This window comes from Pseudarthrobacter sp. SORGH_AS 212 (genome assembly GCF_030818145.1).
Lineage (GTDB): Bacteria > Actinomycetota > Actinomycetes > Actinomycetales > Micrococcaceae > Arthrobacter.
On record NZ_JAUTAA010000001.1, the window covers coordinates 3,419,316 to 3,433,788 of the forward strand.

17 protein-coding genes are annotated in these 14,473 nt (G+C 64.6%); 11 read left to right on the top strand and 6 right to left on the bottom strand.

Translation table 11 applies throughout. The features are described 5' to 3' along the window. The first annotated feature begins 129 nt into the window (after positions 1-129). From secY to map, 3 genes are all read left to right on the top strand, one after another. The gene (gene secY / locus QE394_RS15685; RefSeq protein WP_349035016.1) at positions 130-1,440 is read left to right on the top strand and encodes a preprotein translocase subunit SecY; all 1,311 of its coding nucleotides are present in this window, start codon (positions 130-132) and stop codon (positions 1,438-1,440) included. A 5-nt stretch (positions 1,441-1,445) separates the two neighbouring features. Then, complete coding sequence (locus QE394_RS15690; protein ID WP_171908938.1) at positions 1,446-2,015, top strand: adenylate kinase; 570 nt, start codon at positions 1,446-1,448, stop codon at positions 2,013-2,015. Positions 2,016-2,088: 73 nt separating this feature from the next. Continuing rightward, entirely contained in the window at positions 2,089-2,916 is an 828-nt protein-coding gene (gene map / locus QE394_RS15695; protein WP_349035017.1) for a type I methionyl aminopeptidase, read from the top strand. Positions 2,917-2,974: 58 nt separating this feature from the next. Here map and QE394_RS15700 read toward each other — a convergent pair whose 3' ends face one another. The 5 genes from QE394_RS15700 to QE394_RS15720 form a co-directional block, all read right to left on the bottom strand. Then, positions 2,975-3,253: a helix-turn-helix transcriptional regulator gene (locus tag QE394_RS15700; protein ID WP_349035018.1), complete on the bottom strand. Its 279-nt coding sequence runs from the start codon at positions 3,251-3,253 to the stop codon at positions 2,975-2,977. Next, on the bottom strand, positions 3,253-3,744 hold the full coding sequence (locus QE394_RS15705) for a DUF2975 domain-containing protein (protein WP_349035019.1): 492 nt from the start codon (positions 3,742-3,744) through the stop codon (positions 3,253-3,255). The genes QE394_RS15700 and QE394_RS15705 overlap by 1 nt, the downstream gene beginning before the upstream one ends. Before the next feature lie 97 nt (positions 3,745-3,841). Continuing rightward, positions 3,842-5,200, bottom strand: a complete 1,359-nt coding sequence (locus QE394_RS15710) for an ABC transporter substrate-binding protein (protein WP_261618686.1) — start codon at positions 5,198-5,200, stop codon at positions 3,842-3,844. 106 nt (positions 5,201-5,306) lie between these two features. Beyond that, the gene (locus QE394_RS15715) at positions 5,307-6,221 is read right to left on the bottom strand and encodes a carbohydrate ABC transporter permease (RefSeq protein ID WP_349035020.1); all 915 of its coding nucleotides are present in this window, start codon (positions 6,219-6,221) and stop codon (positions 5,307-5,309) included. Continuing rightward, the gene (locus QE394_RS15720; protein ID WP_200937640.1) at positions 6,218-7,180 is read right to left on the bottom strand and encodes a sugar ABC transporter permease; all 963 of its coding nucleotides are present in this window, start codon (positions 7,178-7,180) and stop codon (positions 6,218-6,220) included. Before QE394_RS15720 ends, QE394_RS15715 begins: the two co-directional genes overlap by 4 nt. A 176-nt stretch (positions 7,181-7,356) precedes the next feature. On the opposite strand from QE394_RS15720, the gene QE394_RS15725 reads away from it, so the two are divergent. The 8 genes from QE394_RS15725 to truA all read left to right on the top strand — a co-directional run bounded on the left by QE394_RS15725 (position 7,357) and on the right by truA (position 12,724). Continuing rightward, positions 7,357-8,415: a P1 family peptidase gene (locus tag QE394_RS15725; protein WP_349035021.1), complete on the top strand. Its 1,059-nt coding sequence runs from the start codon at positions 7,357-7,359 to the stop codon at positions 8,413-8,415. Positions 8,416-8,582: 167 nt separating this feature from the next. Further along, a complete protein-coding gene (infA, locus tag QE394_RS15730; RefSeq protein ID WP_009358723.1) occupies positions 8,583-8,804 on the top strand; it encodes a translation initiation factor IF-1 in 222 nt (73 codons plus the stop codon). A 69-nt stretch (positions 8,805-8,873) separates the two neighbouring features. Then, the gene (rpmJ, locus tag QE394_RS15735; protein ID WP_009358722.1) at positions 8,874-8,987 is read left to right on the top strand and encodes a 50S ribosomal protein L36; all 114 of its coding nucleotides are present in this window, start codon (positions 8,874-8,876) and stop codon (positions 8,985-8,987) included. Positions 8,988-9,172: 185 nt separating this feature from the next. Then, positions 9,173-9,547: a 30S ribosomal protein S13 gene (gene rpsM / locus QE394_RS15740; RefSeq protein WP_003803743.1), complete on the top strand. Its 375-nt coding sequence runs from the start codon at positions 9,173-9,175 to the stop codon at positions 9,545-9,547. A 54-nt stretch (positions 9,548-9,601) separates the two neighbouring features. Next, a complete protein-coding gene (rpsK, locus tag QE394_RS15745; RefSeq protein ID WP_009358720.1) occupies positions 9,602-10,003 on the top strand; it encodes a 30S ribosomal protein S11 in 402 nt (133 codons plus the stop codon). Positions 10,004-10,130: 127 nt separating this feature from the next. Next, positions 10,131-11,141: a DNA-directed RNA polymerase subunit alpha gene (locus QE394_RS15750; protein WP_013601812.1), complete on the top strand. Its 1,011-nt coding sequence runs from the start codon at positions 10,131-10,133 to the stop codon at positions 11,139-11,141. A 69-nt stretch (positions 11,142-11,210) separates the two neighbouring features. Next, entirely contained in the window at positions 11,211-11,798 is a 588-nt protein-coding gene (gene rplQ, locus QE394_RS15755) for a 50S ribosomal protein L17 (RefSeq protein WP_056075337.1), read from the top strand. A 32-nt stretch (positions 11,799-11,830) separates the two neighbouring features. Further along, a complete protein-coding gene (gene truA / locus QE394_RS15760; RefSeq protein WP_349035022.1) occupies positions 11,831-12,724 on the top strand; it encodes a tRNA pseudouridine(38-40) synthase TruA in 894 nt (297 codons plus the stop codon). 70 nt (positions 12,725-12,794) lie between these two features. Here truA and QE394_RS15765 read toward each other — a convergent pair whose 3' ends face one another. Then, a complete protein-coding gene (locus tag QE394_RS15765; protein WP_349035023.1) occupies positions 12,795-14,462 on the bottom strand; it encodes an ATP-binding protein in 1,668 nt (555 codons plus the stop codon). Between the last annotated feature and the right edge of the window lie 11 nt (positions 14,463-14,473).

The window sequence follows — 14,473 nt, forward strand, 5'->3', positions numbered from 1 at the left end:
TTGGGCGGTGCCATCCGGCGCAGTTGCGCTGCCCCGGATTGTTCGCATGGCGCATACAACCGTTAGACTCGGTTGTTGGGATTCATAGATCCCCATCACATCACTCTTCTTCACACCACAGGAGGACGCTTGCTTAGCGCATTTGGCCGGGCCTTTCGCACGCCTGATCTGCGACGCAAGTTGTTGTTCACGCTGGGAATCATCACCATCTTCCGCTTGGGTGCCTTCATTCCCTCGCCTGGTGTGAACTACCAGAATGTCCAGCAATGCTTGCAGAACGGACAGACGGCGGGTGGGCTGTACCAGCTCGTGAACCTGTTCAGTGGCGGTGCTCTGCTGCAGGTGTCCGTCTTCGCCCTCGGCATCATGCCGTACATTACGGCCAGCATCATCGTGCAGCTGCTCCGGGTGGTCATTCCCCGGTTCCAGCAGCTGTACGAAGAGGGCGCTTCGGGCCAGTCCAAGCTGACCCAGTACACCCGGTACCTCACCATCGCCCTGGGCCTGCTCAACGCCACCACCCTGGTGTCCCTGGCCCGTTCCGGCCAGCTCCTGCCCGGGTGTGCGCTGCCGATCATCCCGGATGAAAGCATCATCACCACCATCCTGATCATCATCACGCTCACGGCCGGTACCGGCCTGATCATGTGGATGGGCGAGCTCGTTACGGAGAAGGGCGTCGGCAACGGCATGTCCTTGCTGATCTTCACGTCGATCGCTGCACAGTTCCCCACGTCCCTGGGTGCCATCTGGACCTCGCAGGGCCCCGGAACGTTCTTCATCGTGCTGGTGGTCGGCCTGCTGACCGTGGCCTTGGTGGTCTTCGTCGAGCAGTCCCAGCGCCGGGTCCCCGTGCAGTACGCCAAGCGGATGATCGGACGGCGGACCGTTGGCGGAACCAGCACCTACATCCCCATCAAGGTGAACATGGCCGGTGTTATCCCGGTGATCTTCGCTTCTTCCATGCTCTACCTGCCCGGCCTGATCTCACAGTTCAACCAGCCGAAGCAGGGCGAGCAGCTCCAGGCATGGGTTGAATGGATCAACAACAACCTGACCCGCGGCGACCACCCGATCTACATGGCGCTTTACTTCGCCCTGATCGTGTTCTTTACCTACTTCTACGTAGCCATCACCTTCAACCCTGAAGAAGTGTCGGACAACATGAAGAAGTACGGCGGCTTCATTCCCGGTATCCGTGCCGGTAAACCGACCGCGGATTACCTGCAGTACGTGCTCTCACGGATCACGCTGCCCGGCGCCCTCTATCTGGGCTTCGTGGCACTGATCCCGCTGGTGGCACTGGTACTGATCAACGCGAACCAGAACTTCCCGTTCGGTGGCACCTCGATCCTGATCATGGTGGGCGTTGGGTTGGAGACCGTTAAGCAGATTGATGCGCAGCTACAACAACGTCACTACGAAGGGCTTTTGCGATGACGAGAATGCTGATTATTGGACCTCCCGGTTCCGGAAAAGGAACGCAGGCGGAGCGGATTTCGGAGCGCCTCGGCGTTGTGGCAATCTCCACCGGCGACATCTTCCGTGCCAATGTAAAAGGCGAAACGCCGCTTGGCATCGAGGCCAAGAAGTACATGGACAACGGAGACTTCGTTCCGGACAGCGTGACCAACAAGATGGTCCGCGACCGCCTCAGCGAGTCCGACGTCGAATCCGGCTTCCTGCTGGACGGCTACCCCCGTACCACCGCCCAGGTGGACTACCTTGACGAGATCCTCGCCAAGAACGAGGAGAAGCTCGACGTCGTCCTGCAGCTCACCGCGGACGATGAGGAACTGGTGCACCGCCTCCTGGGCCGGGCCAAGGAAACGGGCCGGAGCGACGACAACGAAGCCGTCATCCGCCACCGCCTCGACCTGTACCACGAGCAGACCGAAGCCGTGGTGGCGAAGTACGCGGAACGCGGCATCCTCACCCAGGTGGACGGCATCGGCCCCATCGACGAAGTGACCGACCGCGTCATGCAGGCCATCAAGGCCGCACAGGCGGCCTGATTCCAGGCCACTGGTTATTCGAGGCTCCTCCCGGCATCCCGGGAGGGGCCTCAGCCATTTGAAAGGACACACCATGGCCTTCGGCCAGCCCCGCATCGAATTCAAGAACAACGCCCAGATGCGCACCATGCACGAGGCAGGCCTCGTCCTGAGCCGGGCCCTGGACGCCGCCGCGGCTGCGGCCGCCCCCGGCGTGACCACCAAGCACCTCGACGACGTCTTCGCCGCGGTCCTCAGCGACGCAGGCGCGAAGTCCAACTTCCTTGGCTACCACGGCTTCCCGGCCACCATCTGCACGTCCGTGAACGACGAAGTGGTGCACGGCATCCCCGGCGGCAGGGTCCTGCAGGACGGCGACATCATCTCCATCGACGGCGGCGCGATCGTTAACGGCTGGCACTCGGATTCGGCGCGGACCGTCATCGTGGGCACCGCAGACCCAGAGGACCAGCGACTCTCCGACGTCACGCAGGCGGCGATGTGGCGCGGGATCGCGGCGTTGGCCACAGGCACCCACGTGGGGGACATCGGCGCTGCCATTGACGACTACGTTTCGTCCGTGCCCGGGAAGCCGCTGGGCATCCTGGAGGACTACGTGGGGCACGGCATCGGCTCCGAGATGCACATGGCGCCGGACGTGCTGAACTACCGCACCAACCACCGCGGGCCCAAGATCAAGCCCGGCCTGTGCCTTGCCATCGAGCCCATGCTGGTCCGCGGCGGCATTGAGACCGCCGTGCTCGAGGATGACTGGACCGTTGTGACCACGGACGGCAAGCGGTCCTGCCAGTGGGAGCATTCCGTTGCGGTCCACGACAAGGGAATCTGGGTGCTTTCGGCTCCCGACGGCGGTGCGGAGCACCTCGTGCCGCTCGGCGTCACCCCGGTACCCATCCCGTAGCCCAACGTGAGTAGCAGCAGATGTCGTTTTGACGCTCCAGAAGGACATCTGCTGCTACTCAGTTGGGGGTGTGGGGGACCGGCCTACGTGCACCGGCGGGCCCATCGTCGGAGTCAGCGTCGGCGGGGCCGTCCCCGGGCACCCAGCGCAGCAGGTCGCCGGGCTGGCACTCCAGGACTTCGCAGAGTGCTTCCAGTGTGGTGAACCGGACTGCCTTTGCCCGGCCGTTCTTGAGTACGGCCAGGTTTGCCGGCGTGATGCCCACACGTTCGGCCAAGGACCCTACTGACATCTTGCGCCGGGCCAGGACCACATCGATGTCCACGATGATGGGCATCAGATGACCTCGTCGAGTTCGGTGCGCAGGTGCGTGGCCTCTGCGTCCCGTGCCACTGCCTGGGCCAGCAGCGTCCGCAGCACCAGGACGATGAGTGCCACGCCGGCCACCATCAGGGCCGCACCGCAGACCAGCAGGACGACGCCGGGCGCAACGTCCCCGGGTGCCAGCAGGACTGCCATCCCGAACGCCAGTGCAGAGGCGGCGGAGATGGCGCCGAAGATCACGTCCACGTACCGGAAGGCCCCCTGCGAGAAGACCGTCCCGCGGCGCACCATGGTCAGCAGCCGCCAGACACACACGGCGGTGACCTGCACGCAGGCAATGCCCAGCACCACAATCGCCAGAAAGCCCAAACGCGCGCCGTTCGGTGCGCCGGCCTCTTGCAAATCGGCGGACAACAGCGGCACCATCCGCACCTGAACGAACAGTGAACCTGCCAGGACCATCGCGATGACCACGCGCAGGGCAAGGACCGTCATTTTTCCCATTACAGCTCCCATATCGAATAACAATGGAAGACTATCGAGAATCGATAGCTTAAGCAACGGCCCTGCCCTGCCCGATGAACCCCGCTGAGCAGGTGCGCTATGCCTTCAACTTGGGCTTCACGTCCTTGGTGTAGAGGCCCTCAAGGGTCGACTTCAGTTCTGTCATGGTGGCCTTGACGTCGGCCTGCTGGGTGAGGATCTTCGCGGCGGCTTTTGCCATCTCCTGGTCGGCGCCGGGGAGGAACGCGCGGGCGTTGTCCTGGACGCGGGTGACGGACAGCTGGTCCATGGCGGTCTTGATTTGCGGGGTCTTGGCCAGCACTGCAGTCATGTCCGCTGACGTGCGCGTGGGCATATAGCCGGTGGCGGCGGAGAACTCTGCGGTGTTTTCGGGTTCGGTGACGAACTGGAGGAACATCGCGGCTGCGAGCTGTTCCTCTCGGGTCACGCCGCTGGGGATGCCCAGGCCCGCCCCGCCGGTGGGGCAGACTCCGGTCTTGGCCCGGGAGCCGCCGGGCAGGAACCCGACGCCCACGTTGAAAGAGGCCGATTTCAGGATCCCAATCAGCGAGCCCGTGGAGGACAGGGTGGCCGAGGCCAGCCCCGCGGCGAAGTCGTCAGCGGATTCCTTCGAAGACACTCCGGCCCAGCTGTCCTTGTAGACGGAGTCCTGTACCGCCTGGAGCGCCGCCACCGATTCGGGCGAGTCGCACGTGATGTCCCAGTCCTTGGACCAGCCGCCGCCTTCCCCCCACAGATTGTTCTGCAGCGTCCAGCCCGCGTATCCGGCAAGGGCCGGATGCATGAATGCGTATTGTGCCCCGGTGGCTGCCTTGAGCTTCGGTGCCCACTCGGCGAATTCCTGCCAGGTGGCTGGCGCACGGTCCGGAAGGCCGGCGGCGGCGAAGTGGTCCTTGTTGTAGTAGAACAGCGGGGTGGAACGGCCGTAGGGGAGCGCCCACTGCTGGCCGTCGTACTTGTAGTCGTCCACCAGCGAGGTGCGGAAATCGTCCAGCTTGACGTCCAGCTGCTTGATGAGGGCGTCCAGCGGGATGATGCTTTCGTTCAGGTAGTAGCGGAACCACCACACGTCGGAGAGGACCACCAGCGCGGGAAGGCCCGACTTGGCGGCCTGCGCGGTCTGGAACTTCTGGGCAATCTCCTCATAGTTCGCACCGGCCGTGACCAGGTTGACTTTGATGTCCGGGTGCTTGGCCTGGAACTTCGCGATGATGCTTTTCTCCACCTCCTGCGACTTGCCGGGGTGGTTGGACCAGAAGTCGAATGACGCGGCGGGCTTCACGCCGTCGAAATCCAGCGTCGCGGTGGCCGGCCCGGGGCCAGCCGAGGTGGAGGGACCGCCGCAAGCGGTGAGGGCCGCCGCGCCCGCCCCGGCGCCTGCCAGGGAGAGGAAGAGCCGCCGGTCCACCGGAGAGGTGAAGATGTTTCGTGCCAAGGTGGTGCCTTTCTGTGGTGCCGGTGGGGTGCTGCGGGCGCAGCCCATCAACCGGCTTGATGCGGAGGAGGAAAGAGCAGGGGCCGACGCCGGGTGGCCGGCCGGGTCAGCCGGTGACGCTTCCCTGCGTCAGGCCGGCGACGATGTAGCGCTGCAGCATGGCGAACACCACGAGGATGGGCAGGATGACCAGCACCGCGCCGGCCATCATGATGCCCCAGCCCGCGCCGTTGCCTTCTGAGTTCTGCAGCAGGGTGAGGCCCACGGGCAGGGTCATGCTTTCGGGCTTGTCGGTGATGATCAGCGGCCAGATGTATTCATTCCACTCACTGACCACAGTCACCAGGGCCACGGTGGCAATCGAGGGCAGGGACACCGGGGCCACCACCTGCCACAACCGCCGCCAGTGTCCGGCACCGTCGATCTCGGCCGCCTCGAGGATGGACGCGGGCAGCGTGAGGAAGTGCTGGCGCAGCAGGAAGGTCCCGAACGCTGTGCCGAGGCCGGGAAGGATAATGCCCCACAGGGTGTTCTTCCCACCCATCCCGGCGATCAGGATGTAGTTGGGCAGGATGGACACCTGCGCGGGAACCATGAGGGCCACCAGGATCAGCACGAAGATCAGCTTCTTGAACGGAAACGGGACAAACACCAGCGCATAGGCCGTGAGGATAGCCAGCAGTACCTTGATGCCGGAGCCCGCCACGGTGACCACCGTGCTGTTGAGGAAGAACTGTCCGAACGGGACGGTGGTCATGGCTACCGCGTAGTTCTCCAGGTTGAGGCCTTCAGGCAGCACCTTGAGGTCCAGGGTGACAATCTCCCCGGGCTGCTTGAACGAGCTGAGGACCATCCACAGCAGCGGCAGGAACACCACCAGGACGGCGGCCGCGAGCGGCAGGTATCCGGTGAGCAGGGTGGCCGCGAGGTTTTGCCGGCTGAAGGCACGCGCCCGGGGCGGGGTCCCGCCGTCGCGCGTCTGGCTTGTCTCGCGGGCGGCAGGTGCCGTGGGCGCTGTCATGAGTAGTGCACCTTCTTTTCGACAAAGCGGAGCTGCAGCACGGTGATGACCAGGAGGATCACGAACAGCACCACGGAGACTGCCGCCGAGTAGCCCGCGCGGTTGTAGGCGCCGAACGCCTGCAGGTACGCCTCGTAGATCAGGGTGCTGGTGCCGGAACCCAGTGGGGTCATGATCCGGATCAGGTCAAAGGCCTGCAGGGAGCTGAGCATGGTGGTGATCAGCAGGAAGAACGTGGTGGGTGAAAGCAGCGGCACGGAGATGCTCAGGAAGCGGCGGAAGCTTCCCGCCCCGTCCAGGGCGGCGGCCTCCATGACGTCCTTGGGCAGCGACTGCAACCCCGCAAGGAACACCACCGCGCAATAGCCCAGGTTCTTCCACACGTAGACCAGGATCACCATGGCCAGGGAGAGCTGGGGGTCGTTGATCCACTGCGGGCTCTGCTGGCCCAGCCCGCGGAGGATCCAGGACAGGACACCATAGCCGGGGTCGAAAATGAACAGCCACACCAGGCCCACTCCCACGCCGGAGAGCACGTACGGGGCGAAGACCGCTGCCCGGGCGAACGTGGTGCCGCGCACCTTGCTGTTCAGCGCCAGGGCCACCAGCAGCCCCAGGACCATCGATCCGCCCACGGTGGTGGCGGTAAAGACCGCGGTGGTGCCGAGCACCTTACCGGCGTCCGCGCTGGTGAAGAACGTCAGGTAGTTGTCCAGTCCGACGACGGTGGCGGACGCAGAACCCAGCGTCCAGTCCAACGTGGAGTAGTAGATGTTGTTAATCAGCGGCAGGTACGTGAAAGTGCCGATCAGCAGCAGGTTGGGAAATGCGAGGGCCAGGAAAACGAAGAAGTCCCGGCGGGACCTGGCGGACCAGCGGCGGCGGGGAACGGGTCCGGAAAGGCCGGCCGGCGGTCCGGCGGGCAGGTCTGTCCTGGACCCGGCGAGGGAAGCAGTCATGGGTCTCTTCTGGAAAGGGGGCCTGGAGGCAGGCGCGCGGTCAGGAAGTCGACTCTCACTCCACCACACGGCCACGGGCGGGAAGCCCGAAAAGCGGCCCGGGCACTAACTGTTGGCCGAGCCTTCCGTTGCCGTTTCCATACTGTTTGCGCAGGTGAAGGAGCAGAATTGGGCGCATGGGATCTTTGACGGATGTGCCCGGTATCCGGGTAGGCCATGTCCAGAAAGCCGGCGACGGCTGGCTGACGGGAGTGACGGTGGTCCTGCCGCCCCGCGGGACCGTGGGCTCAGTGGAGGTCCAGGGCGGCGGCCCGGCAACCCACGAGACCGACGCTTTGGACCCCACCACCCTGGTCCAGCAGGTGGATGCGGTGGTGCTGACCGGAGGCAGCGCCTACGGCTTGGCTTCCGCCGCCGGGGCGCAGCGGTGGTGCGAGGAGGATGGCCGGGGCTTCGCCGTTCCCGGGGGAGTGGTGCCCATCGTCCCGGCCGCGGCGATCTTCGACCTGGGCAGGGGAGGCGACTTTTCGGCGCGTCCGACGCCGGACATGGGCTACGCGGCGACGGCGGCGGCTGCGGCACGTCCGGAGGGGCACGTCGTCGAACGCGGCAACGTCGGAGCCGGCACCGGAGCGCTCATCGGCAGGGGGCAGTTCAAGGGCGGAGTCGGCACGGCATCGGTCACGCTGGAGAACGGCGTGGTTGTCGGAGCACTGGCCATAGTGAATGCGCTGGGACTTCCTTTCGGCACAACGACCCAGCTGGCGGAGCCCGGCAGCGTGCGTCTAAGCGGGGGCCACGACGGCGGGGTTCCCTGGCCGAGCTTGCGAGGCGAGGGAGCCGGTGGGGAGGAACGAGCGAGCACGCCGAGGGCTTCGGCTGGTGAGGCGGAAGCCAGCCAGGGACCGCTGAACACCACCCTCATCGTGGTCGCCACCAATGCCGTGCTCGATGTGGCGGAGTGCAAGCGCACCGCTGCCGCGTCCCATGCCGGGATCGCGCGGGCCCTCAATCCATCGCACACCCTGGCGGACGGGGACACGGTGTTTTGCCTCGCAACCGGAGCCTCGGCCCTGGACCGCTCGGACCAAGCCGCCCGCCAGCTGAGCCTCGTCACCCTGCAAAGTACGGCAGCCGACGTCGTACGCCTGGCCGTCCTGGACGGTGTGGCACGCGCGGAACCGGTCAGGACCCCGGCGGGTGACTATGGTGCGTACGGCGGGCAGATGCGCTAGCATGGCTGGATTTAACTTTCGCTGCTAAATGGCGTAGTGTTGCTTGTTGGTTGTCTGGACTGCCACGCCCTTTTGGGCCCGCTGATGACAATCGATCCAACAAAAACGTTCGTGGCCATGCCCGGTGCAATCCGGCAGGGCTGCGGCAACAACAGTTAGCGGAGGGTATGGCCAAGAAGGACGGGGTCATTGAGATCGAAGGCGTTGTGACCGAGGCGCTGCCTAACGCGATGTTTCGCGTTGAGCTCACCAACAAGCACATCGTTCTGGCACACATCTCTGGAAAGATGCGCCAGCACTACATCAGGATCCTCCCGGAGGACCGCGTAGTGGTGGAGCTGAGCCCGTACGACCTCACCCGTGGTCGTATCGTCTACCGCTACAAGTAAATTGCTGGGCGGCTTCAGTGCGAATTGAATGCCGCTCCAGTTGACCACTGCCACACGCAAAGGAACGCCATGAAGGTCAAGCCGAGCGTCAAGCAGATCTGCGAAAAGTGCAAAGTGATCCGCCGTAACGGCCGGGTCATGGTGATCTGCGAGAACCCGCGCCACAAGCAGCGCCAGGGCTAATTTCCTTCCCTGAAGGAAACCCTGGGTTGCTAACCCACGCAAGTAAATAAAGGCAGCACAAGCTGATCTGGAACATTGAGCTCTAACGAGTCCGGACAGCTAACCCCCGGTCGGAGGCTGGGGCCGTACGTAACGTGCGGGTGTACTGCCTACGACCTCCGGTTTATTCAAGGAGTACCGCCACTATGGCTCGTCTCGCTGGCGTAGACATTCCCCGCGAAAAGCGGCTGGAAATTGCGCTTACTTACATCTACGGCGTGGGCAAGACCCGTGCACACGAAACCCTGGCCGCCACTGGCATCAGCGCTGACGTCCGCGTCAAGGACCTGACCGATGCCCAGCTGGTTGAGCTGCGTGACTACATCGAAGGCAACTACAAGGTTGAGGGTGACCTTCGCCGCGAAGTAGCAGCTGACATCCGCCGCAAGGTTGAAATCGGCAGCTACGAAGGCCTGCGCCACCGCAAGGGCCTGCCCGTACGCGGTCAGCGTACGAAGACCAACGCCCGTACCCGCAAGGGCCCGAAGCGTACCGTCGCCGGCAAGAAGAAGGCCCGTTAAAATCCCCGTCGGGATTAACGGAGCTTTCCCCAATAACTTTCTGTAGGAGAAGAAATGCCCCCAAAGACTCGTGGCGCCGTCCGTAAGCCGCGTAAGAAGGACAAGAAGAATATCGCGCTCGGCCAGGCGCACATCAAGAGCACCTTTAACAACACCATCGTTTCCATCACGGATCCGACCGGCGCTGTTATTTCCTGGGCTTCCTCTGGTGAGGTTGGCTTCAAGGGCTCGCGTAAGTCCACCCCGTTCGCTGCCCAGATGGCTGCCGAAGCCGCCGCAAAGCGTGCGCAGGAGCACGGCATGCGCAAGGTAGACGTTTTCGTCAAGGGACCGGGTTCCGGACGCGAAACCGCAATCCGTTCGCTGCAGGCCGCAGGCCTCGAGGTTGGCTCCATCCAGGACGTCACCCCCGCAGCGCACAACGGCTGCCGCCCGCCGAAGCGCCGCCGCGTCTAAGTCTTTCTGCCGCAGAGCTTGCCCGGACCAGCAATGGGCCGGGCAAGCCCAGCGCGTTAAGTCTCAGACCGAATTTCCACCACCTGTGTTGCGTCATATAGCGGATGCTCGCCGAAAGGAAACCTAAGTGCTCATTGCACAGCGCCCCACCCTCTCCGAAGAGGTAGTCTCCGAAAACCGTTCGCGTTTCATCATCGAACCGCTGGAACCGGGCTTCGGCTACACCCTCGGCAACTCCCTCCGCCGTACCCTGCTCTCCTCCATCCCCGGTGCCGCTGTAACCAGCATCCGGATCGATGGCGTGCTGCACGAGTTCACCACGGTTCCGGGTGTCAAGGAAGATGTCACTGAGATCATCCTGAACATCAAGAGCCTCTCGGTTTCCTCCGAGCACGACGAGCCTGTTGTGGCTTACCTGCGCAAGCAGGGACCCGGAGTCGTCACTGCCGCGGACATCGCTCCGCCGGCCGGCGTCGAATTCCACAACCCGGATCTGCACATTGCCACGCTGAACTCGAAGGGCAAGTTCGAACTCGAACTGACCATCGAGCGCGGCCGCGGCTACGTTTCGGCAGCTCAGAACAAGTCCGGCGACGCAGAGATCGGCCGTATCCCGGTCGACTCCATCTACTCGCCGGTGCTGAAGGTTACTTTCCGCGTGGAAGCAACCCGTGTTGAGCAGCGCACCGACTTCGACAAGCTGATTGTCGACGTCGAGACCAAGCAGGCCATCGCCCCGCGCGATGCTGTTGCTTCCGCAGGTACCACCCTGGTGGAACTGTTCGGTCTGGCCCGTGAGCTGAACACCGCAGCTGAAGGTATCGAGATCGGCCCGTCGCCCACTGACGCTGCCCTGGCAGCCGATATGGCACTGCCGATCGAGGATCTGGACCTCACCGTCCGTTCCTACAACTGCCTCAAGCGTGAGGGCATCCACACCGTGGGTGAACTCGTTGCACGCTCCGAGGCCGACCTGATGGACATCCGCAACTTCGGTGCCAAGTCCATTGACGAGGTCAAGGCAAAGCTGGTTGAACTGGGCCTGTCCCTCAAGGACTCGCCTCCCGGTTTTGACCTCGCAGCACGCGCCGCAGCAATCGAAGAGGACGACGCCGCCTTCGGCGACGACGAACTCTAAACCAGACCTTGGCCGGCGGGCAGCACCACGGTGTGCCGCCCAACGGCTTCCACATGAGGAGAAACAAATATGCCTACCCCCACTAAGGGTCCGCGCCTCGGCGGCGGCCCGGCTCACGAGCGCCTCATGCTCGCGAACCTGGCAGCAGCACTGTTCGAGCACAAGCGGATCACCACCACGGTGACCAAGGCCAAGCGCCTTAAGCCGTACGCAGAGCGCCTGGTGACCTTCGCCAAGCGCGGCGACCTCGCTTCCCGCCGCCGGGTTCTCGGCCTGATCAGCAACAAGGGCGTCGTCCACGAGCTGTTCACCGACATCGCCCAGGCAGTGGAGAACCGCGACGGCGGCTACACCCGCATCACCAAGATCGGCAACCGCAAGGGCGACAACGCTCCCATGGCTGTCATCGAACTGGTTCTCGAGCCGGTTTCGGCCAAGCAGGCCGTAGTTGCTGAAGCTACTGCTGCTGCCAAGCGCGATGCTGACAAGGCTGCTCCGGCCGCCGAGGAAGCACCGGTTGCTGAAGAAGCTGCCGAGGCTCCTGCTGCTGAGGAAGCTGCGGCAACCGAAGAGGCTCCGGCCGCTGAGGAAGCTGCCGCAACCGAAGAGGCTCCGGCCGCTGAGGAAGCTCCTGCTGAAGAGAAGGACGCGAAGTAATTCGCTGATTTTCTTCGCATAGACTTGAGTCTATGAACCACCAAAAACCCGCGGCCCCCGTATTGGGGGGCGGCGGGTTTTTGCGTATCCGGTTAGACCTGTCGTACGACGGCGGCCCCTTCAGTGGGTGGGCGCTCCAGCCGGGACGCCGCACGGTCCAGGGCGCACTCGAAGAGGCCCTTGAGCTGCTGGTCCGGCGACCTCTTCGGGTGACCGTCGCCGGCCGCACCGATGCCGGTGTGCACGCCCGTGGCCAGGTGGTGCACCTGGACCTCGCGGAAAGCGAGTGGCACGGGATGGCGCGGGGGCAGGAACTCGATCCCGCCGTTGCGATGACGCGAAGGCTACGCGGGGCGCTGAACCGCGTGCTGGGCGACCTGACCGGCGCCGTGCAGGTCCGCAGAATCACCCCGGCACCGCCAGGTTTCGATGCGCGGTTCTCGGCCCTGTGGCGCCGCTACAGCTACCGGATCGCCGACGGCCCGGCGCTGTGGGATCCGCTGGAGCGCGCTTTCACGCTGTGGCACAAGAGCCCGCTGGACGTTTCCCTGTTGAATGAGGGAGCTTCCAAGCTGCTGGGCCTGCAGAACTTCCTGTCCTTCTGTAAGCCCCGTGAAGGTGCCACCACTATCAGGGAACTGCAGCGCTTCGAATTTGCCCGCGCTGAAGACGGCGCCATCGTGGCCACCGTGCAGGCCGACGCCTTCTGCCACAACATGGTCCGCGCCCTGATCGGTTCGGCCCTGTACGTGGGGGAGGGCGCCGTGGAACCCGGGTGGCTGTACGAGCGCCTGCTGGCACAAAAGCGCGATGCCAAGTCCGTCCTGGCGGCCCCGCATCCATTGGTGTTCGAGGAAGTGGCGTACCCGTCCGACAGTGACTTGCTGGCCCGGGCCGAACTCACCCGGGCACGGCGGGAACACTAATCCCCACCCGCCCCCTAACCTCGCAAGCTCGGCCAGGGAACCCCGCGGGCGTGGGCCCAGCCATCCACAACTAGAACGCCGCCGTTGGTCCATCCGCCGGCAAGGTGAGCGTGAACGTACTTCCCTCGCCCTTGACGCTCTCGCAGGAGATGGTGCCGCCGTGTCCTTCGACGATCATCTTCGTGATGGACAGGCCAAGCCCGGCGCCAGCGATGGATGCGCTGCGGGCGGCCTCGGTGCGGAAGAATCGCTGGAAGACCCGGGCCGAGTCCAGTGCGCCCAGGCCCATCCCGGTATCGCTGACGCTGAGCTGCACCCAGCGGCCGCCGGGCTGTGCGCGGATACTGATCCTGCCGCCGTCGGGCGAATATTTGATGGCGTTCGACACGAGGTTGTCCAGTGCCTGGCCGATGCGCAGGGGGTCGGCGTAAGCCCACAGCGGTGCCGGTACGTCAGCAGCGAGCTCGATGCCGGACCGTTCGGCCAGGGCCTGGGCGGAGCCGATGCTGGTTTCCACCACGCTGGCCAGGTCCGTCCGTTTCGGGTGGACGTTCAGCGCGGTCGAAGCGGTGGCGGAAAGGTCCGAAACGAGGGCGAGCAGCCGCTCGGAGTTCCTCTGCACCACTTCGAGCCGTTTGACCAGGTGGGGCGGAAGGGCAGCGACGTCGTCCAGGACCAGGTCAACGTTGCCGATGATGGAGTTCAGCGGTGTCTTGAACTCGTGCGAGACATTTGACACCAACTCCTGGTTCGCGGCCAGGGCCTCAACCCAGCCCGTCACGTCGTTGTACACCACTACGGCACCGGTGAGCCGGCCGTCCTCGGAAACCAGCGGCCGGGCAGCGGTGGACACCGCCCGCTGCTCCGGACCCTCCCCGGCCCACACGAGGTAGTCGGAGAAGGATTCGCCGGCGATGGCCCTGCTGATGGGACGCCTGTCTGCCGGCAACAGCGTGGTCTTGTCCTGCCCGAAGACCAGCTGGTTGCCCTGCCCGGCAACGGCGTCGTCGGCGCCAGTTGCCCGGCGGAACGTCCGTTGCCGGTTGTTGGAGACCAGGAAGTTCCCGGAACGGTCGACGGCGGCAATTCCGACGTCCGTGGCGTCCAGTACCGTTTGGAGCAGCTCCTCCCGTTCCCGGCTCTGGTGCAGCAGTGACCGCAGCTCAGCGTCCTTCCTGGCCAGCTCACGTTGCTGGACCCGCAGCCCGGAACTGGCGAACCGGATGGCCAGGGACACGGCCAACATCATCAGCGGGAAGAGGACCACCGTGGTGATGTCCGCCGCCGTCCAGTGCGGCAGCCTTTCCAGGGCAGAGGGAAGCATGATGAACAGCGGCCCGGCAAAGCTCAGGATCAGCCCGCTGCGGGCCAGCATGCCGGAGGCGGACAGCCAGATCACCGGGAACACCACCAGGACCGCAAGGCCCGGCAGCAGTGGTGCGGCACCATTGCGCAGCAACCCGACGGCGGCAAAGTCCAAGACCGGAATCAGCAGGTACGGGCGGTGCTCGAGCCGCTCCCACGGCACCAGGAAGCAGGCAAGGAAAAGAAGCGCGTGCAGGACAATGCCTGCCATGTAGAGCGTGCTGTGCAGCAGTACCGGCCAGGCGAACGGTGTGGCAACTGCGAGTGCCGCCACCAACAGCGTCAGCGGCAACTGGCACAGCGCCACCTGTGAACGGGTCCCCAATCCGCGGAAGAAGCGCGCAGGTCCGCGCTGGAAAAGGGAATCAGCCATAAAGGGTGTTC